The organism is Streptomyces sp. NPDC041200, from assembly GCF_055591805.1.
In genome coordinates this window covers 125,053-150,999 of record NZ_JBVIZF010000001.1, presented here as the reverse complement: position 1 = coordinate 150,999, position 25,947 = coordinate 125,053, and the positions used below count along the sequence as shown (strand labels likewise).

Here is a 25,947-nt window from a genome sequence, read left to right as displayed (position 1 = left end):
CCGGCGGTGGCAAAGATCTACCGCCATGGCATCCACCACCGGCATCACCAAGCGAAGCCGTACGCGCCGGGCGGGCGAAAGCATGTACGGATTGCTGTTGCTCGCGAAGAACGTGGCGATGACGCTCGTCGCCCTGCTGATCCTGGTGGCCGGGGTGTGGTCCTCCTGGAGCGACGCCAAGCCCACGATGCTGACCAAGGGACTGGAGCGCGGCACCCTCACGGTGTCCCGCTGCGACGACGACTGGTGCACCGGCCGCTTCACCCCCGGCTCCAGCGGCGCGGAGGCGCGGGCCACGGTACGGGTCGACGCGGCGGTCACGGACGGCAAGGGTGAGCGGCTGCTGGTGGCCGTCAAGCCGGGCAAGGACGAGGTGGTGCGCACCGGTACGGCGGGCATCCTGCACGCCTGGGTCCCGTTCGGCGGATCGCTGCTGCTGGCCTCGCTGGTCGTGGCGGGCGGGCTCCGTATGCGCCGTACGGCCTGGGGGCTGGGACTCGCGGGCGCGGCGGTGCTGGGGGCGTCCTTCGCCACGCTGACGTTCTGAAGACACGCTGACGTTCTGAAGACAGCGAAGCGGCGGCCCGCTCCTCCGGGGAGCGGGCCGCCGCTTCGCGCTGCGGGGAGGTTCAGCCGGTGTTGCGCAGGCCCGCCGCCACGCCGTTGACGGTCAGGAGCAGGGCCCGGGCCAGCACCGGGTCGGCCTCTTCGCCGCGCTCGCGCGCGGTGCGCTGCCGGTGGAGCAGGCTCACCTGGAGGTAGGAGATCGGGTCCAGGTAGGCGTCGCGGACGTGGAAGGTCTGCTTCAGGACGGGGTTGGAGTCCAGGAGTTCGGTCTCGCCGGTGATCCGCAGCACCTCCCGCACCGTCAGCTCGTGTTCCGCCCGGATGACGTCGAAGACGTGCTTCAGCTCGTCCGGGACCAGGGTGTCCACGTAGTGCCGGGCGATCCGCAGGTCCGTCTTGGCGAGGGTCATCTCGACGTTGGACAGGAAGTTGCGGAAGAAGTGCCAGTGCTGGTGCATCTCGTCCAGCACGCCGTCGAGCCCGGCCTCGCGGGCGGCCTTGAGGCCGGAGCCGACGCCGAACCAGCCGGGCACGATCTGCCGGGACTGGGTCCAGCCGAAGACCCACGGGATGGCGCGCAGCCCGTCGAGGCCCGCGCCGGAGTCGGGACGGCGGGACGGGCGGGAGCCGAGGTGGAGTTCGGCGAGCTGGTCGACGGGGGTGGAGGCGAAGAAGTAGGCGGGCAGGTCGGGGTCGTCCACGAGGGTGCGGTACGCGCCGTGGGCGGCGTCGGAGACCGTGTCCATCGCCGCGTCCCAGCGGGCGAGCGCCTCGTCCGACTGGCGCGGGGCGGTGTGCAGGGCCGACGCCTGGAGGGTCGCGGCGACCGTCAGCTCCAGGTTCTCGCGGGCGAGGGAGGGGACGAGGTACTTGTCGGAGATGACCTCGCCCTGCTCGGTGACCTTGATCTCGCCTTCCAGGGTGCCCCACGGCTGGGCGAGGATCGCGTCGTGGGTGGGGCCGCCGCCGCGGCCGACGGTGCCGCCGCGGCCGTGGAAGAGGCGCAGCCGTACGCCGTGCCGGTGGGCGACGTCGCGCAGCAGCCGCTGGGCGCGGTGGATCTCCCACTGGGAGGTGGTGATGCCGCCGAACTTGGAGGAGTCGGAGTAGCCGAGCATGACCTCCTGGACGTCGCCGCGCAGGGAGACGAGGCGCCGGTAGGAGGGGTCGGAGAGCATCTCGTCGAGGAGCTGGTCGGCGATCTTCAGCTCGTCGGTGGTCTCCAGCAGCGGCACGATGCCGATCTTGGCCCAGCCCGCGTGCAGGTCGATGAGGCCCGCCTCGCGGGCGAGGACGGCGGCGGCGAAGACGTCGTCGGAGCCCGCGCACATGGAGATGATGTACGACTCGACGATCTCGGGCCCGAACCGCTCGAAGGACTCGCGGATGGTCTGGAAGACGCCGAGGGTCTTGGCCCCGGCCGCGTCCAGCGGCGCCGGGGAGGGCGCGAGCGGGCGGCGCGAGCGCAGTTCCTTGGCGAGCAGCTTGCGCCGGTAGTCCCGGGGCATGTCCGCGTACCGCCAGGATTCCTCGCCGAGCCGGTCGAAGAGCTGGCCGAGGGCGTGGTGGTGGGCGTCCGCGTGCTCACGTACGTCCATGGTGGCGAGCTGCAGGCCGAACGCGGCGAGGGTGCGGATGGCGCGTTCGAGGCGGCCGTCGGCGATCAGGGCGCCGCGGTGGGCGCGCAGCGAGTCCTGGATGAGCTTCAGGTCGTCCAGCATCTCGGCGGTGCCGAGGTAGTCGCGGCCGGGGGTGTGCGGGGCGTCCTTGGCGAGCCGCTCGCGGGTGTTGACGAGCTTCTGCCGCATGCAGGTGGCCTTGAGCCGGTAGGGCTCTTCGGCGTTGAGCCGCTTGTAGCGCGGGCTGATCTCCGGCAGCAGCTCCAGGTCGCGCTGGAGGGAGCTGAGCAGCTCCTCGGAGGCGTCGGAGTTGCGGATGGAGCTGGAGAGGGCGGCCCGCAGGTCGTCGATGATCTCCAGGGCGTCGGTGATGCCGTGCTCATGCTGGAGGATCAGTACTTCCCAGGTCACCTGGGGGGTGACATTGGGGTTGCCGTCGCGGTCGCCGCCGATCCAGGTGCCGAAGGTGAGCGGGCGGGTGGTGACGGGCAGCTCGATGCCGACGCGATCCAGCTCGGCGGTGAGGTCCTCCAGGACGTCGCCGACGGCGTGGGCGTGCAGCTCGTCGAGGTAGTAGACGGCGTTACGGGCCTCGTCGGCGGGCTCGGGGCGGACCACCCGCAGCTCGTCGGTCTGCCACAGCAGGTCGATGTTCTCGGCGAGGCGGAGATCCGCGCGGCGGCTCTCGCCGCCCGCGGCGAGGGTGTCCAGCAGCTCGGCGATGCGGCGCAGCTTGTTGAGGACGGTGCGGCGGGCGGCCTCGGTGGGGTGGGCGGTGAAGACGGGGCGGACACCCAGGTGCTCCACGGTCTGCCGCAGATGGTCGGCGTCGGCGTCCTTGAGCTGGTCGACGGTGCGGGCCAGGATCCCGCCCTCGGCGGCCCGCCGGGCGCTCAGCTCACGGCTCCGGTGGACCTGCTCGGTGACGTTGGCCAGGTGGAAGTAGGTGGAGAAGGCGCGCACCAGCTTGGCGGCGGTGGGCAGGTCGGTGGTGCCGAGGAGTTCGGCGGCGGCCTCGCCGTCACTGCGGGTGAGGGCGCGGACGCGCTCGACGAGGTCGAGGAGGTCGGGGCCCTCCTGTCGGACCAGGGTCTCGCCGAGGAGGTCACCCAGACGGCGGATATCGGCACGCAGGGCGGCATTGGTGTGGTCGGCACTGCTCACAGGTGCGGCTCCTTGCAGTGAACGGGGGGTTCCTAGCGGGGGCGGAGCCCCCGCGCGGCTGGCGCCGCAGGGCCCGCACCCGATGCTTTCGGCCATGTGCGGACCGCGCTGTCCGACGCCCCCAGGATAGGTGGCGTTCCCTCGGGGGAAACCAGAGCCCTCTTGCCCCGGTTCGCGGCCCTGCCATACTTACGTCGCCGTAGGTTACGGATCCGTAGCCCAGCCCCCGAGCCCCACGAGGGATCCCATGACTGCAAGCCCCGACGCGGCCCACGACGCGCCGAAGGCCCAGGAGACCCCGCTTTCCTCCGCCACGCTGGGCGGGGACAGCAAGCGTTCCATCGAACAGATCACCCTGCTGCTGTTCATCGCCGTCCCGTTCGTCGCGCTGCTCGCGGCGATCCCCCTGGCCTGGGGCTGGGGGGTGAGCTGGCTGGACCTGGCACTGATGGTGGTCATGTACTACATCGGCTGCCACGGCATCACGATCGGCTTCCACCGCTATTTCACCCATGGCTCGTTCAAGGCGAAGCGGCCACTGCGGATCGCGCTCGCGATCGCGGGGTCGCTGGCGGTCGAGGGGCCGCTGGTGCGCTGGGTGGCCGATCACCGCAAGCACCACAAGTACTCCGACGCGGAGGGGGACCCGCATTCACCGTGGCGGTACGGGGAGACCGTCCCGGCCCTGATGAAGGGGTTGTGGTGGGCACATATCGCATGGATGTTCGACGAGGAGCAGACCCCGCAGCAGAAGTACGCGCCGGATCTGGTCAGGGACGACGTGATCCGTAACATCTCTCGCCAGTTCGTGGTGTGGACGGTCGTCTCGCTGCTGCTGCCCGCCGCCGTCGGCGGCCTGGTGACCTGGTCCTGGCAGGGCGCGGCGACCGCGTTCTTCTGGGGATCGCTCGTCCGGGTAGCGCTGCTCCACCATGTGACCTGGTCGATCAACTCGATCTGCCACGCGGTGGGCAAGCGCCCGTTCAAGTCGCGTGACCGCTCCGGGAACGTGTGGTGGCTGGCGGTGCTCTCGTGCGGCGAGTCCTGGCACAACCTGCACCACGCCGATCCGACGTGCGCCCGGCACGGGGTGATGAAGGGCCAGCTCGACTCCAGCGCCCGGATCATCCGCTGGTTCGAGAAGCTGGGCTGGGCGTACGACGTCCGCTGGCCGAACGCGAACCGTATCGACTCCCGGCGTAAAGAGGCCCCTGCCGAAGCGGCATGATAGAGGGCGTGGAGACCGACAGTAATACCAGCGGCAGCAAGGACCGGGCGGCCCGGACCGTCCGGTCCTCCGGACCCGGCACCCGGCGGGCCCGCCGGGTGCGAATGACCGGCAAGGAGCGCCGGGAGCAGCTGCTGGACATCGGTCGGGCGCTCTTCGCCGAACGCGGCTTCGAGGGCACCTCGGTGGAGGAGATCGCGGCGAAGGCCGGGGTGTCCAAGCCGGTGGTGTACGAGCACTTCGGCGGCAAGGAAGGGCTGTACGCGGTCGTGGTCGACCGCGAGATGCGGCGGATGCTGGACATGGTGACCACGTCGCTGACCGCGGGCCACCCGCGGGAGCTGTGCGAGCAGGCCACGTTCGCCCTCCTGGACTACATCGAGGAGTACACGGACGGCTTCCGGATCCTCGTCCGTGACTCCCCCGTCGCCCAGTCGACGGGCACCTTCGCCTCACTGATCAGCGATATCGCCACCCAGGTGGAGGACATCCTGGGCCTGGAGTTCAAGGCCCGTGGCTTCGACGCCAAGCTCGCCCCGCTGTACGCCCAGGCCCTGGTGGGGATGGTGGCGCTGACCGGCCAGTGGTGGCTGGACGTCCGCAAGCCGAAGAAGTCCGAGGTGGCGGCGCATCTGGTGAACCTGGCCTGGCACGGCCTGGACGGCCTGGAGCAGAAGCCGCGGCTGATAGGCCACCGCAAGGCCTAGCTGGCCTAGCCGGGCTTGCGGGCCACGGCGAAGATCCGGCGGAACGGGAAGGCCGTGCCGTACGGGGCCGGGGGGTAGGCCTCGCGGAGGAGGGCCGCGTATTCGCCGAGGAAGCGGTCGCGGGCGGCCGGGTCGTCGGCGAGGGCGGTGAGGACCGGGCGCAGGGCGGTGCCCTTGGTCCAGTCGAGGACCGGGTCGTCTCCGGTGAGGATCTGCAGGTAGGTGGTCTCCCAGGCGTCGACGTCGCAGCCCAGCGCGGTGAGCCGGTCCAGGTAGTCGAGAGGGTCCAGGGCCGCGGCGGGGCTGCGCAGGGCGTCGGCGAGGCGCTCCCGCCAGCGCGGTGCGGCGCACAGGTCGCGCAGCAGGGTGTGGCTGGGGGCGCCGAAGTTGCCGGGCAGCTGGAAGGCGAGGGTGCCGCCGGGGCGCAGGGCGGCGAGCCAGGCGGGGAAGGCGTCGGCGTGACCGGGCATCCACTGGAGCGCGGCGTTGGAGACGATCAGGTCGTACGCCTCGTCCGGCTCCCAGCGCAGTGCGTCGGCGGTACGGAAGTCGAGGCGGCCGCCGCCGGGGGTGGGGCCCGCGAGGGGCTGGGCCTCGGCGAGCATGTCGGCGGAGCTGTCCAGGCCGGTGACATGGGCGTCGGGCCAGTGGTCGAAGAGCAGGACGGTGACATTGCCGGGGCCGCAGCCGAGGTCGGCGATCCGGGGCGGACGGCCGGGTTCCGCGGGGAGCGCGGGGATCTGGGCGAGGAGGTCGCGGAACGGGCGGGCGCGGTGGCCGGAGTGGCGGAGGTACTGGGCCGGGTCCCAGTGGGGTGACGTACGCATGGTGAAGTCCCTTGAGCGGGTACGGTCGGTACGAGCAGGCCTTACCGTCCTCCAAGCTGTCTCTTGATGTCAAGAGACTTCATGTCGACAGACCTACTACACTGATCGTCATGGACGACGAGGTCGATCGACTGGTGGCGGCATGGCGTCGGGAACGCCCCGACCTCGATGTCGAACCGCTCGAAGTGCTCAGCCGGGTCAGCCGGCTCGCGCGCCATCTCGACCGGGCGCGGCGGATCGCCTTCAGCGAGCATCAGCTGGAGTCCTGGGAGTTCGACGTGCTGACCTCGCTGCGGCGGGCCGGGACCCCGTACCAGCTCTCCCCCGGGCAGCTGCTGACCCAGACGCTGGTCACCTCCGGCACCATGACCAACCGCATCGACCGGCTGGCGAAGAAGGGCCTGGTCGAGCGGCTGCCCGACCCCAGTGACCGGCGCGGGGTGCTGGTCCGGCTCACCGCGGAGGGGCGCGACCGCGCCGACCAGGCACTGGCCGGGCTGCTGGATCACGAGCGCGCCATCCTCGCCGAGCTGTCCCAGGCCCAGCGCGCGGAACTGGCGGCGCTGCTACGCCAGCTGACCGCCCCGTTCGACAATTTCCCCGGCTAGGTCGACCGGGCCGACGCCGGCCCGCCGGGCCAGCGCCACGGCGGCCAGCGTGGAGTGCACGCCCAGCTTGCCCAGCACGTTCTGCATATGGGTGCGGACCGTGTGCGGGGACAGGAACAGCCGCTCCGCCACCGCCTTGCGGCCGAGCCCGGCCACCATGCAGCGCAGCACTTCCCGCTCACGCGGCGTCAGCGATTCGACCAGCCGCTCGCTCTCGGTGCGGTGCTTACGGGCCGCCGTCAGCTCCCGCAGCACGCCGGTGAGCAGCGCGGGCGGCAGATGCGTCTCGTCGCGCAGCACCCCGCGGATCACGGCGAGCAGCCTGACCAGCGAACAGTCCTTGGCCACCCAGCCGGACGCCCCGGCCTGCAGGGCCGCCGCCGCGCGGCGCGGATCGTCGCGCTCGGCCAGCACCACGGTACGCACCCCCGGCTGGGCGGTGCGCACGCCGCCGACCAGCGCTATGCCGTCGGGCGACCGCCCATTGACGCGCCCCGGCGGGCCCGAGCCCAAGGCCCCGCCCCCATGGACGGCGTGGCCCGCCTCGACCGGTGCGGGCTGCGGCGCGTGCAGCGGCTCCCCGTTCAGGGAGCCCAGATCGGCGTCGATCAGCAGGACGTCGAAACGGCGCCCCTCGGCCACTCCGCGCTCCAGACAGCGCAGCGCCGCCGGGCCGCTTCCGGCGGCCGCCACGTCCACGTCCTGTTCCGCCGCGAGGGCGGCGGCCAGTGACTCGGCGAAAATGCGATGGTCGTCGACCACCAGAACCCGAATACGTGCCACGGAACCCCCCACGTCGCCGGATACACCCGGATACCCCGAGAACCAGTACGGGTACGGCGCCCGGGAAAAGGGTCACCGCAACCGCACGGCCGCCGCCGTGCCGAGATCGCTACCCCACCCCGGGCGTCGTACCTGACTGTCTCGCCCCCTGATACACGTCGGCCCCCACCGACGCTGCACTCAGCGTAAGGCCGGGGTCCACCATCCGGAGCGGATGAGCGAAACTGCCCGGCCTCGCCTGTTTACGGTGGTCTTTGTGTTCGGTCTTGGGGAGTAAGGAGACCGAGAACGGCGAAAATTGATCGCTCAACGGCCGAAGGGAGTGAGGCAACCCGAGACCACCCCGGGCCTCCAGCGGCTACACCCGCCGCGCGCCCGCGCTCGGCACCGCCGGGAAGATCCGCGGGGCCCCGTGTCCGGCCGTGACGAAGGCCTCGGTGACGGCCTTGGCCACCGAGTCCGCGTCCGCCACCTCGACCAGCACGATCGCCGAGCCGCCGAAGCCCCCGCCGGTCATCCGCGCACCGAGCGCGCCCGCCGCGTTGGCCGACTCCACCACGAGGTCCAGCTCGGCGCAGGAGATCTCGAAGTCATCGCGGCACGAGGCGTGTCCGGCGGTCAGGACCGGCCCGATGGCCCGGGTGTCGCCCGCGTCCAGCAGCTCGATCACCTCCCGCACCCGCTGGTTCTCGGTCACCACATGGCGCACCCGGCGGCGCACGGTGTCATCCACGCCGAGGCCGGTGAGGGTGGTGAGCGTCGCGTCCAGGGTCGCGAACTCCACCTCGCGCAGCGCGGGCACGCCGAGCGCCCGCGCGGCCGACTCGCACGCGGCGCGCCGGTTGGCGTAAGCGCCGTCACCCAGCTCGTGCTTCACCCGGGTGTCCACGACCAGCAGCCGCAGCCCCTCCGCCGCGAGGTCCAGCGGCACCTGCCGCTGGGTGAGATCGCGGGCGTCGAGGAAGAGCGCGTGGCCCTCGGTGCAGCAGGCGGAGGCCATCTGGTCCATGATCCCGCAGGGCACGCCGACGAAGTCGTTCTCCGCGCGCTGGCACAGCCGGGCGACGCGCTCCGGGGCGAGCCCCAGCCCGTACAGCTCGCTCAGCGCGGTGGCGGTCACCACCTCCAGCGCGGCGGACGAGGACAGCCCGGCGCCGGTGGGCACCGTGGACGCGTAGTGCAGGTCCGCGCCGCCCGCAGCGGCGCCGGTCAGCAGCCCCTCCTCGCGCAGCGCCCACACCACGCCTGCCGGGTAGGCAGCCCAGCCGCCGCGGTCGCCGCCGGTGCCGCCCGCGGCGACCGGGGCCAGCTCCGCGACGCGCAGCTCGACGACCCCGCCCGGGGCGTCCCCGGAGTGGACGCGCAGCACGCCGTCGGTGCGCGGCGAGGCGGCCGCGAGGCACGTATGCGGCAGGGCGAGCGGCATCACGAAGCCGTCGTTGTAGTCGGTGTGCTCACCGATCAGGTTGACCCTGCCCGGCGCCGCCCACACGCCCACCGGGTCGGCCCCGTAGACCTCCCGGAACCCCGCCGATACGTCGCTCACTCGCTGACCCCTGTCCTTGTATAACCGTCGTGCGCGGCCGGGTGGCCGCGCCTGCCGCCGTCAGTTAAGCGCGCTGCGCGAACTCCCACGCGTCCGCGACGATGCCCTTCAGGTCGGCGCGGCTGGGCCGCCAGCCGAGCCGCTCCTTGGCGCGCTCGGCCGAGGCCACCAGCACGGCCGGGTCGCCGCCCCGGCGGCCGGCGACGACCTCGGGGATCGGGTGGCCGGTGACCTGGCGGACGGTCTCGATGACCTCGCGGACGGAGAAGCCGTTGCCGTTGCCGAGGTTGCAGATCAGGTGCTCGCCCACGGAGGCTCCACCCAGCGCCAGCAGATGGGCGTCGGCCAGGTCGGCGACGTGGATGTAGTCGCGGACACAGGTGCCGTCGGGGGTCGGGTAGTCGTCGCCGAAGACGGAGATCGCCTCGCGGCGGCCCTGCGCGACCTGGAGCACCAGCGGGATCAGGTGCGACTCGGGGTCGTGGCGCTCGCCGTACGCCCCGTAGGCGCCCGCGACGTTGAAGTACCGCAGGGAGACCGCGGCCAGGCCGTGCGCGGCGCACTCGCCGCTGATCATGTGGTCGACGGCGAGCTTGGTGGCGCCGTACGGGTTGGTCGGCGCGGTCGCGGCGTCCTCGGTGATCGGGACCTCGTCCGGTTCGCCGTAGGTGGCGGCGGTGGAGGAGAAGACGAGGGTGCGCACCCCGGCGTCCCGCATCGCGGCGAGCAGCGCGGTGGTCCCGCCGACGTTGTTGACCCAGTACTTCTCCGGGTCGACGACGGACTCGCCGACCTGCGAGGACGCGGCGAAGTGCAGCACGCCGTCGTACGAGGCGTCGAGCCACTTGGCCGCGTCCTGGATGCGTCCCTCGATGAACTCCGCGCCCGCGGGTACGCCCTCGCGGTGCCCGGTGGACAGGTCGTCCAGGACGGTCACCCGGTGCCCGGCCTCCAGCAGATGCGCGGCGACCACGCTGCCGACATAACCGGCACCGCCTGTGACCAGGTACTTCTTCTGCTGCGCATTGCTCACTTGCTCGCTACCTCTCGCAGTCGCTCGGCCGCGGCCTCCGGCGGCACATCATTGATGAACACATTCATGCCGGATTCGGAACCCGCGAGAAACTTCAGCTTGCCGGAAGTGCGGCGGATGGTGAAAAGCTCGAGGTGGAGCGCGAAATCGTCACGGTCGTCCGCCGTGAACGGCGCCTGGTGCCAGGCGGCGATGTACGGCGTCGGCTGCTCGTCCTCCCCGAAAATCCGGTCGAAGCGCTTCAAGAGTTCCAGATACATCTGTGGAAACTCTGTGCGCGCGGCATCGTCCAGCGCGGTCAGGTCCGGGACCCGGCGCTTCGGGTAGAGGTGCACCTCGTACGGCCAGTGGGCGGCGTACGGGACGAAGGCGATCCAGTGCTCGCCGTCGAGGACGACGCGGCGTCCGTCGGACCGCTCATCGGCGACCACATCATCGAACAGATTCCGACCGGTCCGCTCACGGTGCTCGGCGAGCGAGCGGAGCATGAGCCGGGTCCTCGGGGTCGGGAAGGGATAGCCGTAGATCTGGCCGTGCGGATGGCCGAGGGTGACGCCGATCTCCCGGCCGCGGTTCTCGAAGCAGAAGACCTGCTCGACGGAGGGGAGCCCGGCCAGCTCGGCGGTCCGGTCGGTCCACGCGTCGAGCACCAGGGCGGCCTGCTCGGGGGTGAGGTCGGCGAAGGAGGCGTCGTGGTCGGAGGTGAAGCACACGACCTCGCACCGGCCCGCGTCACCGGCCAGCGAGGGGAAGCGGTTCTCGAAGACGGCGACGTCGTAGTCGGCGGCGGGGATCTCACTGTGCCGTCCGTCGCGCGAGGGGCACAGCGGGCATTCGTCGGCCGGGGGGTGGTACGTACGCCCCTGGCGGTGGGAGGCGACGGCCACGTCGTCGCCGAGGAGGCGGTCGTGGCGGATCTCGGAGCGGGTCGATATGGGGTCGAGCGGCCGCTGGTCGACGGCGTCGCGCACCGCGTCGTCGCGTGCGTCGTAGTAGATCAGCTCGCGTCCGTCCGCGAGCCGCGTCGCCGTCTTCTTCACGTCCGCCAGCTCCTGTCCGCTCCACCCAACACAACTAAACATAATGAACCACAAGCCAACAGCGGCGTCAATGCGCGGTGGAAGCACCCGGATAAAGCAGGATTATTCGCATGCGTTCTCTGGCAGCGGGTCTCCGGCTCCCCACCAATGCCCTCGACTACTCGATCCTGATCCTGTACTTCGCCGTCGTACTCGGCGTCGGATTCGCCGCCAGACGAAGCGTGAAGACAAGCCTGGACTTCTTTCTCTCCGGCCGGTCACTGCCCGCGTGGGTCACCGGTCTCGCCTTCGTCGCCGCCAATCTGGGCGCCCTGGAGATTCTGGGAATGGCGGCCAACGGCGCCCAGTACGGTGTCTACACCGTGCACTGGTACTGGGTGGGCGCCATTCCCGCGATGGTCTTCCTGGGCCTGGTGATGATGCCGTTCTACTACGGCTCCAAGGTCAGATCGGTGCCCGAATTCCTGCTGCACCGCTACGGGCCGTCCTCGCACCTGCTCAGCTCGATCATCTTCTCCGTGGCGTCCGTGCTGATCGCGGGCGTCAACCTCTACGCGATGGCCATCGTCGTCGAGGCGCTGCTCGGCTGGCCGCAGTGGGTCGCGATCGTCGTCGCCGGGCTCTTCGTGCTCGCGTACATCACCCTCGGCGGGCTCTCCTCGGCGATCTACAACGAGGTGCTGCAGTTCTTCGTCATCCTCGCCGCGCTCATCCCGCTCACCGTCGTCGGCCTCAAGCGGGTCGGCGGCTTCGGGGGCCTCAAGGATTCCCTCAACGCCTCCCACGGCGCCAACTTCACCTCCGCGTGGGGCGGCACCGGCATCGGCTCGGACAACCCGCTGGGCGCCAACTGGCTGACCATCGTGCTCGGCCTCGGCTTCTGCCTGAGCTTCGGCTACTGGACGACCAACTTCGCCGAGGTGCAGCGCGCGCTGTCCGCCAAGAACCTCTCGGCCGCCCAGCGCACCCCACTGATCGCCGCCTTCCCGAAGATGTTCATCCCTCTGATCGTGGTGGTCCCGGGGCTGATCGCGCTGGTCGTCGAGCCGGGGATCGGCTCCACGAAGAGCGGGCTGCAGTACAACGACGCGATCCCGCTGCTGATGAGCGACCTGCTCCCCAACGGGGTGCTCGGCCTGGCGGTGACCGGGCTGCTCGCCGCCTTCATGGCGGGCATGGCGGCCAACGTCTCGTCCTTCAACACGGTCTTCACCAACGACATCTGGCGGGCGTACATCAGGAGGGGCCGCGCGGACGAGTACTACCTGCTGACGGGGCGGGTGGTGACCGCGATCGGCGTGCTGGCCGGGATGGGGACGGCGTTCATCGCGTCCTCGTTCAGCAACATCATGAACTACCTGCAGACCCTGTTCTCGTTCTTCAACGTGCCGCTGTTCTGCGTCTTCATCATCGGGATGTTCTGGCGGCGCGCCACCGCCCCGGCCGGGTTCTGGGGGCTGCTCTCCGGCACCGTCGCGGCGATGATCAATTACTTCTGGCTCTACAAGGACGGCGTCATCTCCATCCCCAGCGACCAGGGCGCCAACTTCGTCTCCGCCATCGTGGCGTTCGTGGTCGGCGGGGTGGTGATGGTCGCGGTCACGCCCTTCACCAAGCCCAAGCCGGAACAGTCGCTGAACGGACTGGTCTACGGCACCACCGCCCCGGGCCTCGCCGAACCCGCGGCGCCCGGCGACGAGGCCTGGTACCGCCGCCCGGCGCTGCTCGGCTGGGGCGCCATCGTCCTCGCGGCGCTGTGCTACATCCCGTTCTCCCTGTGACCGTCCGTGTGCCCCGTCCTGTGCCCCTCCTGCGGTAAGGAACCCGCGCCATGAGTGACGAGTACGAGTACCAGCACGAGGTCGAGGAGCTGGAGGGGAGGTCGGCGACCGCGGCCCGGCTCTTCGACGTACGGCGCATCATCGGCGGCCTGTTCGTGATCTACGGGATCGTCGTCACGATCGCCGGAATCACCGCCTCCGACGCGGACCTGAAGAAGGCCGAGAACATCAACATCAATCTGTGGACGGGCGCCAGCATGCTCGTCCTCGGCCTGCTCTTCCTGCTCTGGATGAAGCTCAGACCGCTGCCCGCGCCGCACCCCGCCCCCGAGGAGGGCCCCGCCCGGCCCGGGGACGGCACCCCCTAGGAGGGAGACAGCGGCGTCGCGCCGCGGTGCGTCGCCGCCCGGTCCAGCAGGCCGGTGCGCGCCGCGAGCGCGGCCGCCTCCAGCCGGGACCCCACACCGAGCTTCATCAGCACCCGCTGCACATGGGTGCGCGCCGTGCTGGGCGCGATCCCCATCCCCGCGGCGATCAGCCGCGTGTCCTCGCCCTCGGCGACCCGCATCAGCACCTCCACCTCGCGCGGGGTCAGCATGCGCAGCAGCCGGGCCCCCTCGTCGTCCGGCTGGGCCGCCGGGTTGAGTAACTCCGCGAACGCGCCCTGCAGCAGCTGCGGGGCCACCGCCGCCTCGCCCGCGCGCGCCTTCAGCATGGCGCGCTCGACGCCCTCGATGCGCTCGTCGTGCCGGACATAGCCGGAGGCGCCCGCGGCGAAGGCGGCGGCGATGCCGCGCGGGTTCGGCACCGGGCCGAGCACCACCACCGCGACCTGTGGCCGCTCCTTCTTGATCCGCACGACCGGTTCGAACACGCCCGGATCGGCGGGTGTCGCCGTCCCCAGCAGACACACCTCCGGTGCCCGGCTCACCACCAGCTCCGCCGCTCCCGCGCTCGGCGCGGCCGCGGCGAGCACCCGGTGCCCACGCAGCTTCAACGCCGAGGCGAGGGCCTCCGCGAGCAGGCGGTGGTCATCGACCACCATGAGTCGCACGCCCATGAGTTTCCCCCCTTTGCCCCGGGAAGCTACACGCTTGTTCGACGTTGCGCGCCCCTTACCCGGAAGAAGCCCCCCGGAATGCCGAAATCCCGCCCATCTGCGCCTACTTGACACCTCATTCCCGTCTGAAACAGATCGTCTCGGCGTGCCGCGGGGGCAGATCCGATCATGGAGAAAAACGGCGGCGGCCCCGCCCGTACGGTGCGTACGGAGCGGGGCCGCCGGGAGCGTGCGCCGGGCGCTGTCAGCTGCCGCCGAAGATGAGGGCCAGAGGGTCGTCCTCCTCGTACGAGCCCGAGGGCTTGTCGGCGTAGGCGGCGCCCATGTACAGCCGCTGGTGGGAGTAGACGATCTCCGAATAGCTGGGGCTGAACTTCATCTCCATCGCCCCGCTGGAGGCCGGGTTCTGCAGCAGCTTCGCCTTCTCGTACGACTTGGGGTCGATGCGCCAGACCGCGCCGCCCTCGTCGAAGGTGCTCTCCTGGTAGGCGAGTACGAAGCCGTCCTCGTCGACCCCGAGCGGGGTCATCGCGGCATTCTTGACCCCGTCCGCCTTGCCGACCGGCTTGCCGGTCGCCAGGCTGAATGCCACGATCTCGTTGGCGCTGGTGCCGCTGTCGTAGTTGTTGCGGTCCTCCGACCCCAGGAAGAGGGCGTCGGCCGACTTGCTGACGGCGACCTGCTTGCAGTCCTCGACATTGGTCGAGCCGCACCTGGCCTGATACTTGCCGTTCTCGGTGCTGATCTTGCCACGCACCGTGCCGGCCTTGGCACTGTCGTCGACGGACAAGAAGTCGGAGACCCCGGAGCTGGACGAGTCGCCCGCGTCGAGCCCGATCACCAGCGGATCGACGGACACGAGGTACACAAACTTGAGGCCCCGCGTCACCTTGTACTCGGACTTCACCGCACCCGTCTTCGGGTTCAGCGTCTGGACCAGGATCTGCGGATTGTCGAACTGACCGCACTGGCGCGCCGCGACCAGCTTGGTGTCACTGCCGGCGTAGCCGCGGTCCTTGCAGTCACCGGTGGACCGCGGCTTCCACAGCTGCTTGCCCGAGGTCGACCAGGCCGCGCCGCCACTGGAACCGCCCGCGGCGATCGTGCCACCGCCGATGGTCACCTGGTCGAAGGAGACCTTCTGGTCGCCCTCGCCGACGTCCCGGTGCCACCGCATCTTGCCGTTCTTCAGGTCCAGCAGCGCGACCTGGTTGCAGCTCGGGTACTCATCCTCCTTGGAGGGCTTGGCCTCCTGGTAGAGGACCGCGGTCAGACCGTCCTCGGAGACATGCTCCGAGGACCAGCAGACCGCGCCGGCCAGCGGGATCGACCACTTCGGGCTGCCGCCGTTCAGCGGATAGCCGTCGATCTTGTAGGCACCGGCCTTCACGAAGGTGTCGTCGGTGGTCCACATGCCCTGGACCACGACCTGGTCCTTGACCTTCGGCATCGGGAGCTTGTTGATCAGCTGGGCGTTGACCGTCTTCGGGGCGGGCTTGTTCTCGGTGCCGCCGCTGCCGCCGGTGCTGCCCTGGGTGGTCTGCTTGCCCTTGTCCTTGGCCTGGTCCTCGGTCTTGTCGTCGCCGCTGGTGGCGAACCATATGCCGCCGCCGATGACCAGGGCGACCGCGACCACCGCGCTGACGATGACCGCCATCCGCTGCTTGGACCGGCCGCCGCTGCCGCCGGGGCCGCCGCCCTGGCCCGGGCCGCCGGGGTACTGGGGCTGGGGCGGGTAGCCGTAATTCTGCTGACCGTACTGCGGCTGACCGTAGGGCTGCTGGCCGAATTGCTGCTGGCCGTACTGCTGCGAGTACGGGGACGGAATGCCCGCCGCCTGGGTGGGCTCCGCGTGCACCGGCTGCCCCGGGTAGCCGTAACCCCCCGCGCCCTGCGGGGGCGTCTGGGGCGGCTGCGGCGGCTGGCCGGGGGGCGGCGGGGGCGGTACGGGCGGCTGCTGCGGATAGCCGTAACTCGGCTCCTGCGGTGCGCCGAAGCCACCCTGCGGCGGCTGATTCGGCGGCGGAGGCGGCTGTGACATGGGTATTCCTCTGTGCGCGAGCCCATGGACCGACTCGGCCTCCCCCGCGATCCCGGAGGCGTTGTTGCCAAAGCCCGCCAGGATGGAGTGAATCGGACATGCGACCCGCCGGTGAGCAGCAGGGCAAGGCGGGAGTTCTTTTTATCACCCGGCCATGACAAGCCACGGGCCGGTCGCCAACTCATCGAGCAGCTGAGACCGGCCCGTGACGCGCCTGTTGCTCACGCGTCGTCGGCGAGTTCCAGCCAGCGCGTCTCCAGATCGTCGCGCTCCCCCGTCAGCTCCCGCAGCTTGGCGTCCAGCTCGGCGACCCGGGTGAAGTCCGTGGCGTCCTCGGCGATCTGGGCGTGCAGCGTGGACTCCTGCTCGCTGATGCGGTCCAGCCGCCGCTCGATCTTCTGGAGTTCCTTCTTCGCGGCACGCTGCTCGGCCGCCGAACGCTGCGGTCGCTGCCCGTCGGACGGCGCCTCCGCGGCCTTCTGCTTGCCGGAGCCGGAGCCGGACGCGGACGGGGCCGACGACGCGGCCAGCGCCCGCTTCCGCCGCTCCAGGTACTCGTCCACCCCGCGCGGCAGCATGCGCAGCGTGGCGTCGCCCAGCAGGGCGAGCACCCGGTCGGTGGTGCGCTCCAGGAAGTACCGGTCGTGGCTGATGACCACGAGCGAGCCCGGCCAGCTGTCGAGTACGTCCTCCAGCTGGGTCAGGGTCTCGATGTCCAGGTCGTTGGTCGGCTCGTCCAGGAACAGCACATTGGGCTCGTCCATCAGCAGCCGCAGGATCTGCAGCCTGCGCCGCTCACCGCCGGACAGGTCGCCGACCGGCGTCCACTGCTTCTCCTTGGTGAAGCCGAACTTCTCGCACAGCTGGGAGGCGGTCATCTCGCGGCCCTTGCCCAGCTCGACGCGCTGCTTCACCTGCTCGACGGCCTCCAGGACGCGCAGGCCCTTGTCGAGTTCGGCGACCTCCTGCGAGAGGTACGCGAGCTTCACCGTCTTGCCGACCGTGATCCGGCCGCCCGCGGGCTGCTGTTCGCCCTCGCTGCGCGCGGCCTCGGCGAGGGCGCGCAGCAGCGACGTCTTGCCCGCGCCGTTCACGCCCACCAGGCCGATCCGGTCGCCGGGCCCCAGCTGCCAGGTCAGATGCTTGAGCAGCATCTTCGGCCCGGCGGTGACGGTCACGTCCTCCAGCTCGAAGACGGTCTTGCCGAGGCGGGAGTTGGCGAACTTCATCAGCTCGGCGGTGTCGCGGGGCGGCGGGACGTCCGCGATCAGCGCGTTCGCTGCCTCGATGCGGAAGCGCGGCTTGCTGGTGCGGGCCGGGGCGCCGCGGCGCAGCCAGGCCAGCTCCTTGCGCATCAGGTTCTGCCGCTTGGCCTCCTCGGTCGCGGCGATGCGCTCGCGCTCGGCCCGGGCGAAGACGTAGTCGCTGTAGCCGCCCTCGTACTCGTGCACCGCGCCGCGCTGCACGTCCCACATGCGGGTGCAGACCTGGTCGAGGAACCAGCGGTCGTGGGTGACGACCACCAGCGCGGAGCGGCGGGCCCGCAGATGACCGGCCAGCCAGGAGATGCCCTCGACGTCGAGGTGGTTGGTCGGCTCGTCGAGGACGATCAGGTCCTGTTCGGCGATCAGCAGCTTGGCGAGCGCGATACGGCGGCGCTCGCCGCCGGACAGCGGGCCGATGACGGTGTCCAGGCCCTGCGGGAAGGCGGGCAGGTCGAGCCCGCCGAACAGCCCGGTGAGGATGTCCCGGATCTTGGCGTCGCCCGCCCACTCGTGGTCGGCGAGGTCGCCGATCACCTCGTGCCGGACGGTGGCGGCGGGGTCGAGCGAGTCGTGCTGGGTGAGCACGCCCGCCCGCAGGTCCCCGGAGTGGGTGACGCGGCCGTTGTCGGCGGGTTCGAGCTTGGCGAGGATCCGGATGAGCGTGGTCTTCCCGTCCCCGTTACGGCCGACGACGCCGATCCGGTCACCCTCGTTGACCCCGAGGGACACGCCGTCCAGCAGCGCACGGGTGCCGTATACCTTGCCGACGGCTTCGACGTTGACCAAGTTGGTGGCCATCACACTCCAGATACGCGGATCGATCGACGTCCCAGGGTAGTCGCGTCCGCGGACCGGTACGGCGGGCGGGCTCTCCTGCTGGATGTCTACGGCGTGCTGACCGCCGCCCCGGCGGCCGGACCGGACGCCGTCCGTACGGTGCGGCAGGTGCCGGAGGCCACGAGCGCGGTGGCCACGGACTGGGCGGCCTCCGTGTCCTTCGCCAGGAACGCGCAGGTCGGGCCGGATCCGGAGACCAGCGACGCGAGCGCGCCGGCGTCCGCGCCCGCGCGCAGCGTCTCGGCGAGCGCCGGGCGCAGGGAGAGCGCGGCAGGCTGCAGATCGTTGGTCACGGCGGCGGCCAGCGCGGTGGGGTCCCCGGTGCGCAGCGCCGTGAGCAGCGCCTCCGACGGCTCGGGGTCGGGGATGTCCGCGACGGTCGCGCCCGCCCCGGTCTCCTCCCGGAGCCGGTCGCACTCCCGGTAGACGGCCGGGGTGGACAGCCCGCCGTCCGCGACCGCGAACACCCAGTGGAACGTACCGCCCGTCTCCAGCGGCGTCAGCAGCTCCCCCCGCCCCCGCCCGAGGGCAGCCCCGCCGACCAGGCTGAACGGGACGTCGCTGCCCAGGTCGGCGCAGAGCGCGAGCAGTTCGGCGCGGCTCGTCTCCGTCCCCCAGAGCGCGTCGCACGCCAGCAGCGCCCCGGCGGCGTCCGCACTGCCGCCCGCCATGCCGCCCGCGACGGGGATGTCCTTGGCGATGTGCAGATGGACATCCGGGGCGATGCCGTGCCGTGCGGCCAGCGCGATCGCGGCACGGGCGGCGAGGTTGGTGTGGTCGGCGGGGACGTGGTGGGCGTCCGCGCCCTCGACGGTGATGCGGAGGGTGTCGGCCGGGGTGGCCGTGACCTCGTCGTGGAGCCCTACGGCGAGGAAGACGTTGGCCAGGTCGTGAAAGCCGTCGGGGCGCAGGCCGCCGACCGCGAGCTGAACGTTGACCTTCGCGGGGACGCGGACGGTCACGGATCGGGTCACGGGGCTCCTCGGTGAGATTCGGTTGTCCGACCCGCCCATTGTCCCGCCCCTCACCGGGGCCGCCCCACCGCCCCGGCGGCGGGCTGTCTCCTGCCGGGGGCGCCGGGGGCGGAGCCCATGGAACGGGATCCGGGGCTGAGCCCCGGGGGCGGGGTGGGGAACGAGGCTGCCCCAGGCGCCCCGTGCGTCAGGGGGTGGGGGCGTGTTCGGCGATTGCGGCGAAGTCCTCCACCGTCAGGGACTCGCCGCGGGCCTGGGGGGAGATGCCCGCCGCCGTCAGGGCGGCTTCGGCGGCGGGCGCGGAGCCCGCCCAGCCGGACAGGGCGGCCCGCAGCGTCTTGCGGCGCTGGGCGAAGGCCGCGTCGACGACGGCGAAGACCTCGTCGCGGGAGGCGGTCGTCGCGAGGGGTTCGTCGCGGCGGACCAGGGAGACGAGGCCGGAGTCGACGTTCGGGGCGGGCCAGAAGACGCTGCGGCCGATGGCGCCCGCGCGCTTGACGTGGGCGTACCAGGCGGCCTTCACCGAGGGCACGCCGTACACCTTGGAGCCGGGCGGGGCGGCCAGCCGGTCGGCGACCTCCGACTGCACCATCACCAGCGTGCGCTCGATGGTGGGGAAGCGGGCGAGCATGTGGAGCAGGACGGGGACGGCCACGTTGTACGGGAGGTTCGCGACCAGCGCGGTCGGCGCGGGCCCCGGCAGGTCGGTGACCTGCATCGCGTCGGAGTGGACGAGCGTGAAGCGGTCGGCGCGCCCGGGCAGCCGGGCGGCCACGGTGGCCGGGAGGGCGGCGGCCAGCACCTCGTCGATCTCGACCGCGATGACCCGGTCGGCCGCCTCCAGCAGGGCCAGGGTCAGGGATCCCAGCCCGGGGCCGACCTCGACGACGACGTCGTCGGGCCGCACCTCGGCGGTGCGCACGATGCGGCGCACCGTGTTGGCGTCGATGACGAAGTTCTGGCCGCGCTGCTTGGTGGGGCGTACGCCGAGCCGGGCCGCGAGGTCGCGGATGTCGGCGGGGCCCAGCAGGGCGTCGGTGGTGCCGGGGTCGGTGGAGCTCACCGGGGAAGTTTACGGGGCGGGCGGCGGGCTCTTCACTGGCGCAGCCTTCACTGGCGCAGCTTCTGGCCGCAGTGCGGCCACGGCGCCGACCCGCGCTGCACGTACAGCTTCTTGGCCCGGTACGTCTGCTCGGCCGGGGGCGCCTCCTGGGGGCTGCCGTGGCCGCCGAGGGCCTGCCAGGTCTGGCGGTCGAGCTGGTAGAGCCCTCCGTAGCGGCCGGAGCTGTCGACGGCGCCCGGGCGGCCGCCGGATTCGCAGCGGGCCATGGCCTGCCAGTTGAGCCGGTCGGCCCCGGCGACTGCGGTGGGCGGGGTCATGGTGCCGACCCGGACGATCCGCGCGACGGGCGCCCGTACGGTCTCGGTGCGCAGCTTGCGGGGCCGCTGCCGTACACCGTTGACGGTGCGCACCCGGTAGACGGTGCGCAGGGTGCCGGGGTGGCCCTCCCGGGCGACCAGCTGGGTGCCCTTGAAGAGGGTGGGGTCGGCGCGCTGGATCGTCGGGAAGGGGACCGGCGTCTCGCGGATCTCCCTGCTGCCGGTGATGCGCATGACGGTGACGGTCTGTCCGTCGCGCGGGAAGCTGTCCTGCGGCACGTCGGTGGTGTCGTGGCCGCGCAGGGTGAGCCCGGCCTCGGCGAGCGCCTCGCCGATGGTGGCGGCGTTGGTGCGGACGGGGCGCTCGCGCCCGTCGGCGAGGAAGGTGACGGTGCGCTCGGTGCGGACGTCGAGGTCCAGCCCCTGACGGGTGATGGCGGCGGAGCGGGACGCCGACAGATAGGCGCCCTCGGCGCGCACCCCCAGCTGGCGCAGCGCGCCGTCCACGGTGTGGGCGGTGGTCCACACCCGGCGGCGTTCGCCGTCGATGGTGAGGGTGACGGGGCGGCCGTAGCGGACGGCGATCTCGGCGCCGCTGGTGAGGGACTGGCCGGGGGCGGGGGCGACGATGTCGTGCGGGCTGACGTCGACGTCCTCGTCGGCGAGCAGTTCGGCCACGTCGTCGGCGTAGGTGTGGAGGATGCGGGCGTGGCCGTCGACACTGAGCCGTACCGCCTTGTCCTGGGCGACGAAGGCGGAGGTGCCCCCGGCCAGGGCGGCGACGACGAGCGCCTGCGGCAGCAGCCGCCGCACCGGGCCGGTACGGGCCGGGAAGCGTCCGCGCCGGGCGGCTCGGCGGGCGGCGGCACGGCCGCCCGGGACGCGGTGGCTGCCCTGCGTACGGCTCACGACAACACTCCGGTAACACTCCACGGGTCCACGGGGTCCACGGGTCGGGGTGCCGCGGACTGTAGCGGAGTGTTCCGTCACTCTCCAAAGCCGATTAATTACCCTGCGCTGTCAGCGGTCTTGGGAGCCACCCGGGTCCGGATAGCCGAAGACCCGCGCGGTGTTGGCCGCCACGGCGGTCGCCAGGGCGTCTTCGGGGACGCCCTTGACGTCGGCCATGGCCCGCAGGGTGAACGGAATCAGGTACGGGGCGTTAGGCCGTCCGCGGTAGGGCGCGGGGGTGAGGAACGGGGCGTCGGTCTCCACGAGGAGGAGGTCGAGAGGGGCGACGGCGAGGGCGTCGCGCAGCGGCTGGGCGTTCTTGAAGGTGACGTTCCCGGCGAACGACATGTAGTAGCCGCGCTCCGCGCACACCTTGGCCATGGCGGCGTCGCCGGAGTAGCAGTGGAAGACGACGGTGTCGGGGGCGCCCTCCTCGGCGAGCACCCGCAGGACGTCGTCGTGGGCTTCCCGGTCGTGGATGACCAGGGCCTTGCCGTGCCGCTTGGCGATGTCGACATGGCGGCGGAAGGAGCGCTCCTGGGCGGCCATGCCGTCGGGTCCGGTGCGGAAGTAGTCGAGGCCGGTCTCGCCGACGCCGCGCACCTGGGGCAGGGCGGCGAGGGTGTCGATCTCGGCGAGGGCCGCGTCGAGGGCCTGGTCGCCGCCGGGTTCCCTGGCGCCCTGCCGGGACCAGCCGTCCGGGTCGCCGAGGACGATGCGGGGCGCCTCGTTGGGGTGGAGCGCGACGGTGGCCCAGACGGCGTCGTGGGCGGCGGCGGTCTCGGCCGCCCACCGCGACCCGGCGAGGTCGCACCCCACCTGGACGACGGTCGTCACGCCGACCGAGGCCGCCTTGGCGAGGGCGTCCTCGACGGTCCCCGTCTGCATGTCCAGGTGGGTGTGCGAGTCGGCGACCGGTACCCGCAGGGGGTCCGGGAGCGGGGGCGGAGCGTCCTTTTCCTTTTGCCTGCCGTTTTGTCCGCCGTTGTTCTTCCCGCTTCCGGCCCCGCTTCCGGTTCCGGTTCCGCCGCTGCCGCCGTGGGTCGATGCTGATTGCGCCATGAGCGTGATTCTATGAATGCAGGCAAATGTCGCTCAGCTGACCCCACCCGGGCTCATTTGCGATGGTGCGAAAAGGGGTGCAGCAGATTCGACAGGTGCCAGTGGTGCCCACGGCGCCGCGTGGGGCTCCCCGTGTCCGCCGCGCCGCCCGGCCCCGCGCCGTCCGGCCCCGGCTCCGGCGCCCCGCGCGGGGCGGTACGGCGGGCGCTCTCCAGGACCGACGAGACCTGCCCCGCGCGCATGATGCGCACCAGATGCGCACCGCAGTTGACGCAGTCGGGGCTCGTCAGCGGAGACGGAACGCGCGTGCCGCCGGTGAAGTACACGACGAAGGGGTGGCCCTCGCCGTCCACGTGGTGCTCGATGTCATACGACCGTTCCCAACCGTGCCCGCACTTCATGCAGGCGAAGGCGTAGGCCTCGTGGGCCACCTCACCGCCCTCCGGACCGTCGGTGGGACGGGTTATCGGGTGCACGCCGTTCGAGGCTCCCGCTATATCGCTCATGGCAGCTCCTCTTGCCCGCAGGACAAGTCTTCCGGGATGGGTTACGTCCCCTCGCTTCTCCTCCAGTGGACGCCTTTCCCGGCGGGAACGCAGCAGCTCTTCCCTCTCTTTGGGGGAGATTTAGCTGCGCCCTATCGAAACCGCCCGAACGCCAGGCCTGCCCTTTGCCTTTCAGTGGTGAGCTTTACCTCCGCGTGGCGCGCCTCCGGCCGCGTTCTTTGCCGCCACGACCGCATCGAAGACCACCCTTTTGGGTACCCCGGCGGCCTGCGCGACCGCCGCGATGGCCTCCTTGCGGCGCTCCCCGGCCTCCTCGCGCACCGCGACCCGGCGGGCCAGCTCGTCGGGACCGGCCTCGTCGGGTCCCGGTTCGGCGGCGCCCTCGACGACGACGGTGATCTCACCCCGTACGCCCTCGGCGGCCCACGCCGCCAGCTCCTCCAGCGGCCCGCGCCGGACCTCTTCGTACGTCTTGGTCAGCTCCCGGCACACCGCGGCCCGCCGGTCCGCGCCGAACACCTCCGCCATGGCCGCCAGGGTGTCGGCCAGCCGGTGCGGGGCCTCGAAGTAGACCAGGGTGCGGCGCTCCTCGGCGGCCTCGCGCAGCCGTCCCAGCCGCTCCCCCGCCTTGCGCGGCGGGAAGCCCTCGAAGCAGAAGCGGTCCACCGGCAGCCCGGAGACGGCCAGCGCGGTGAGCACGGCGGACGGGCCGGGCACCGCGGTGACCGCGATGCCGCGCTCGACGGCGGCCGCGACCAGCCGGTAGCCGGGGTCGGAGACCGAGGGCATGCCCGCGTCGGTGACCAGCAGCACGCGGGCGCCGCCCGCCAGTGCCTCGACCAGCTCGGGGGTGCGCGCCGACTCGTTGCCCTCGAAGTAGGACACCACCCGGCCGCCCGGCTGGACGTCCAGCGCCTGCGTGAGGCGGCGCAGCCGCCGGGTGTCCTCGGCGGCGATCAGATCGGCCGCCGCCAGCTCGGCGGCCAGCCGCGGGGGCGCGTCCGCGGTGTCGCCGATGGGGGTCCCTGCGAGTACGAGCGTTCCAGTCACCCGGCCATCCTCGCAGCCCCTGTTTCCGCCGCGTCGGCCGCCGCTTCCGCGAGACACCACCTGATCCACGCCACACTCACAGGCCGCTTCCCTACGATGGCCCGGTGAGCAGTGACACCGCGACCCACGCCCAGCCGGGCCGAGCCGCCGGCCAGCACCCGCCGGCCTGGCAGCGCCGGCTGCGCCGTTTCGGATACGCGGGCCACCCCCGGCCCGGCGTACGGGAACGGCTGGTCCCGCCGTACCAGGAGCCGGGCACCCGGCTCTGGGAGACGCTCGGGGCGACCCCCGCGGTGGCGGCCAGAATCGCCCGCTGGAGCGGCTGGGGCGGGCCGCTGCTGGTCGCGCTCGTCGCCGGGCTGACCCGCTTCTGGCGCCTCGGCAGCCCGGACAACGTCATATTCGACGAGACGTACTACGCCAAGGACGCCTGGTCGGTCTGGAAGTTCGGCTACGAGGGCACCTGGCCCAAGACCGCCAACGACAAGATCCTCGACTCGCCGCAGCACATCCCGCTGAGCGACGCCGCGTCCTATGTGGTCCATCCGCCGGTCGGCAAGTGGGTCATCGGGCTGGGCGAGCAGGTCTTCGGACTGACCCCCTTCGGCTGGCGGTTCATGCTCGCCCTGCTCGGCACTCTGTCGGTGCTGATGCTGTGCCGGATCGGACGGCGGCTGTTCCGCTCCACGTTCCTCGGGTGCCTGGCGGGCGCGCTGATGGCCGTGGACGGTCTGCATTATGTGATGAGCCGCACAGCGCTGCTCGACCTGGTGCTGATGTTCTTCGTGCTGGCCGCCTTCGGCTGTCTGCTCATCGACCGCGACAAGGCCCGGGCCCGGCTCGCGGCGGCGCTGCCGTCCGGCGAGGACGGCACGGCCCGGCCCGACGCGACGGTCGGCTGGAGCCTGAAGCTGGGCGCGCGGCCGTGGCGGATCGCGGCCGGGCTGCTGCTGGGCCTGGCCATCGGCACCAAGTGGAACGGGCTGTACGTCCTGGCGGTCTTCGGCCTCATGACCGTCCTGTGGGACATCGGCGCGCGCCGCACCGCGGGCGCCCCGCGCCCCTACCGGACGGTGCTGCGCCGCGATCTGCCGTGGGCGTTCCTGTCGACGGTGCCTGTGGCGGTCCTCACGTACGTCGCCTCCTGGTCCGGCTGGTTCGCCGCGAGCGGCACCTTCAGCCGGGCGCGCGGCTGGCGGGACAGCGGTTATTTCCGCCACTGGGCCGAGTCCCCGAAGCCGGACGGCGGCGGCTACGGCACCGGCGGCGTCTTCGACTGGCTGCTCAACCCGCTGCGCAGCCTGTGGCATTACGAGACCGAGGTCTACAAGTTCCACGTGGGCCTGGACTCGCCGCACGTCTACCAGTCCAACCCGTGGAGCTGGCTGGTCCAGTCCCGGCCGGTCTCGTACTTCTACGAGTCGCCGCGCGCCGGTCAGGAGGGCTGCCCCAAGGACGCGGCCGAGAAGTGCGCGCGCGAGGTGCTGGCGCTGGGCACCCCGCTGCTGTGGTGGGCGGCCTGCTTCGCGGTGCTCTACCTGCTCTTCCGGTGGGCGCTGCGGCGCGACTGGCGGGCGGGCGCGGTGCTGGCCGGGATCGCGGCCGGGTACCTGCCGTGGTTCCTCTACCAGGACCGCACGATCTTCTCCTTCTACGCCGTCGTGTTCGTGCCGTTCCTGTGTCTGGCGGTGGCCATGATGATCGGCGCCCTGCTGGGTCCGCCGGGGGCCACCGACACCCGGCGGGTGGTGGGCGCGGTCGGCGCGGGCGCCCTCGTCCTGCTCATTGTCTGGAACTTCATCTACTTCTTCCCGCTCTACACGGGCCAGACGATGCCGATGGATGCCTGGCGGGCCCGCATGTGGCTGGACACCTGGATCTGAATCCGGTCCAGGGCCCCGGAAGAAGGCGTTCCGGA

22 protein-coding genes are annotated in these 25,947 nt (G+C 71.7%); 7 read left to right on the top strand and 15 right to left on the bottom strand.

Annotation, left to right across the window (positions count from 1 at the left end):
- Positions 1–25: 25 nt before the first annotated feature.
- A complete protein-coding gene (locus ACZ6CL_RS00730) occupies positions 26–547 on the top strand; it encodes a hypothetical protein (protein WP_468929395.1) in 522 nt (173 codons plus the stop codon).
- Between the two features lie 82 nt (positions 548–629).
- Here the strand turns inward: ACZ6CL_RS00730 and ppc are convergent, their stop codons facing one another.
- Entirely contained in the window at positions 630–3,350 is a 2,721-nt protein-coding gene (gene ppc / locus ACZ6CL_RS00725; protein ID WP_468929393.1) for a phosphoenolpyruvate carboxylase, read from the bottom strand.
- Positions 3,351–3,597: 247 nt separating this feature from the next.
- Between ppc and ACZ6CL_RS00720 the strand changes: the two genes are divergently transcribed.
- Both ACZ6CL_RS00720 and ACZ6CL_RS00715 read left to right on the top strand, forming a co-directional pair.
- Positions 3,598–4,578 (top strand): acyl-CoA desaturase, encoded by a 981-nt coding sequence (locus ACZ6CL_RS00720; protein WP_468929391.1) that lies wholly within the window; start codon positions 3,598–3,600, stop codon positions 4,576–4,578.
- Positions 4,575–5,285 carry a TetR family transcriptional regulator gene (locus tag ACZ6CL_RS00715; protein WP_468929389.1) on the top strand — a complete coding sequence of 237 codons (711 nt, stop codon included), beginning with the start codon at positions 4,575–4,577 and terminating at the stop codon, positions 5,283–5,285. Before ACZ6CL_RS00720 ends, ACZ6CL_RS00715 begins: the two co-directional genes overlap by 4 nt.
- Positions 5,286–5,290: 5 nt before the next feature.
- Here ACZ6CL_RS00715 and ACZ6CL_RS00710 read toward each other — a convergent pair whose 3' ends face one another.
- On the bottom strand, positions 5,291–6,112 hold the full coding sequence (locus tag ACZ6CL_RS00710) for a trans-aconitate 2-methyltransferase (protein WP_468929387.1): 822 nt from the start codon (positions 6,110–6,112) through the stop codon (positions 5,291–5,293).
- A 110-nt stretch (positions 6,113–6,222) separates the two neighbouring features.
- On the opposite strand from ACZ6CL_RS00710, the gene ACZ6CL_RS00705 reads away from it, so the two are divergent.
- A complete protein-coding gene (locus ACZ6CL_RS00705) occupies positions 6,223–6,720 on the top strand; it encodes a MarR family winged helix-turn-helix transcriptional regulator (RefSeq protein ID WP_009715516.1) in 498 nt (165 codons plus the stop codon).
- Here ACZ6CL_RS00705 and ACZ6CL_RS00700 read toward each other — a convergent pair.
- The 4 genes from ACZ6CL_RS00700 to galT all read right to left on the bottom strand — a co-directional run bounded on the left by ACZ6CL_RS00700 (position 6,679) and on the right by galT (position 11,122).
- A complete protein-coding gene (locus tag ACZ6CL_RS00700; protein WP_468929385.1) occupies positions 6,679–7,503 on the bottom strand; it encodes a LuxR C-terminal-related transcriptional regulator in 825 nt (274 codons plus the stop codon). The two genes, ACZ6CL_RS00705 and ACZ6CL_RS00700, sit on opposite strands and share 42 nt — an antisense overlap.
- A 358-nt stretch (positions 7,504–7,861) precedes the next feature.
- Positions 7,862–9,049, bottom strand: coding sequence for a galactokinase (galK, locus tag ACZ6CL_RS00695; RefSeq protein WP_468929382.1), 1,188 nt, complete (start codon positions 9,047–9,049; stop codon positions 7,862–7,864).
- Positions 9,050–9,113: 64 nt separating this feature from the next.
- Entirely contained in the window at positions 9,114–10,082 is a 969-nt protein-coding gene (gene galE / locus ACZ6CL_RS00690; protein ID WP_468929380.1) for a UDP-glucose 4-epimerase GalE, read from the bottom strand.
- Positions 10,079–11,122, bottom strand: coding sequence for a galactose-1-phosphate uridylyltransferase (gene galT, locus ACZ6CL_RS00685; protein WP_468929377.1), 1,044 nt, complete (start codon positions 11,120–11,122; stop codon positions 10,079–10,081). Before galT ends, galE begins: the two co-directional genes overlap by 4 nt.
- A gap of 110 nt (positions 11,123–11,232) precedes the next feature.
- Here galT and ACZ6CL_RS00680 point away from each other — a divergent pair, with 110 nt between their 5' ends.
- Together ACZ6CL_RS00680 and ACZ6CL_RS00675 are read left to right on the top strand one after the other, a co-directional pair.
- A complete protein-coding gene (locus ACZ6CL_RS00680) occupies positions 11,233–12,903 on the top strand; it encodes a sodium:solute symporter family protein (RefSeq protein WP_468929374.1) in 1,671 nt (556 codons plus the stop codon).
- 50 nt (positions 12,904–12,953) lie between these two features.
- Complete coding sequence (locus ACZ6CL_RS00675) at positions 12,954–13,271, top strand: hypothetical protein (RefSeq protein ID WP_468929371.1); 318 nt, start codon at positions 12,954–12,956, stop codon at positions 13,269–13,271.
- Here the strand turns inward: ACZ6CL_RS00675 and ACZ6CL_RS00670 are convergent.
- The 9 genes from ACZ6CL_RS00670 to rsmI all read right to left on the bottom strand — a co-directional run bounded on the left by ACZ6CL_RS00670 (position 13,268) and on the right by rsmI (position 24,029).
- On the bottom strand, positions 13,268–13,963 hold the full coding sequence (locus tag ACZ6CL_RS00670; RefSeq protein ID WP_468929368.1) for a response regulator transcription factor: 696 nt from the start codon (positions 13,961–13,963) through the stop codon (positions 13,268–13,270). The two genes, ACZ6CL_RS00675 and ACZ6CL_RS00670, sit on opposite strands and share 4 nt — an antisense overlap.
- Before the next feature lie 244 nt (positions 13,964–14,207).
- The gene (locus ACZ6CL_RS00665) at positions 14,208–16,004 is read right to left on the bottom strand and encodes a hypothetical protein (RefSeq protein ID WP_468929365.1); all 1,797 of its coding nucleotides are present in this window, start codon (positions 16,002–16,004) and stop codon (positions 14,208–14,210) included.
- Between the two features lie 221 nt (positions 16,005–16,225).
- A complete protein-coding gene (locus tag ACZ6CL_RS00660; RefSeq protein ID WP_468929363.1) occupies positions 16,226–18,067 on the bottom strand; it encodes an ABC-F family ATP-binding cassette domain-containing protein in 1,842 nt (613 codons plus the stop codon).
- An 86-nt stretch (positions 18,068–18,153) separates the two neighbouring features.
- A complete protein-coding gene (locus tag ACZ6CL_RS00655; RefSeq protein WP_468929360.1) occupies positions 18,154–19,119 on the bottom strand; it encodes a 4-(cytidine 5'-diphospho)-2-C-methyl-D-erythritol kinase in 966 nt (321 codons plus the stop codon).
- Positions 19,120–19,267: 148 nt separating this feature from the next.
- Positions 19,268–20,143 carry a 16S rRNA (adenine(1518)-N(6)/adenine(1519)-N(6))-dimethyltransferase RsmA gene (gene rsmA, locus ACZ6CL_RS00650; protein ID WP_468929358.1) on the bottom strand — a complete coding sequence of 292 codons (876 nt, stop codon included), beginning with the start codon at positions 20,141–20,143 and terminating at the stop codon, positions 19,268–19,270.
- Positions 20,144–20,190: 47 nt separating this feature from the next.
- Entirely contained in the window at positions 20,191–21,393 is a 1,203-nt protein-coding gene (locus ACZ6CL_RS00645; protein WP_468929356.1) for a ubiquitin-like domain-containing protein, read from the bottom strand.
- A gap of 87 nt (positions 21,394–21,480) precedes the next feature.
- The gene (locus ACZ6CL_RS00640; RefSeq protein WP_468929355.1) at positions 21,481–22,473 is read right to left on the bottom strand and encodes a TatD family hydrolase; all 993 of its coding nucleotides are present in this window, start codon (positions 22,471–22,473) and stop codon (positions 21,481–21,483) included.
- A gap of 53 nt (positions 22,474–22,526) precedes the next feature.
- A complete protein-coding gene (locus ACZ6CL_RS00635; protein ID WP_468929353.1) occupies positions 22,527–22,979 on the bottom strand; it encodes a hypothetical protein in 453 nt (150 codons plus the stop codon).
- Positions 22,980–23,150: 171 nt separating this feature from the next.
- Positions 23,151–24,029, bottom strand: a complete 879-nt coding sequence (gene rsmI, locus ACZ6CL_RS00630; RefSeq protein WP_468929352.1) for a 16S rRNA (cytidine(1402)-2'-O)-methyltransferase — start codon at positions 24,027–24,029, stop codon at positions 23,151–23,153.
- 104 nt (positions 24,030–24,133) lie between these two features.
- Between rsmI and ACZ6CL_RS00625 the strand changes: the two genes are divergently transcribed.
- The gene (locus ACZ6CL_RS00625; RefSeq protein WP_468929350.1) at positions 24,134–25,912 is read left to right on the top strand and encodes a dolichyl-phosphate-mannose--protein mannosyltransferase; all 1,779 of its coding nucleotides are present in this window, start codon (positions 24,134–24,136) and stop codon (positions 25,910–25,912) included.
- Positions 25,913–25,947: the final 35 nt, after the last annotated feature.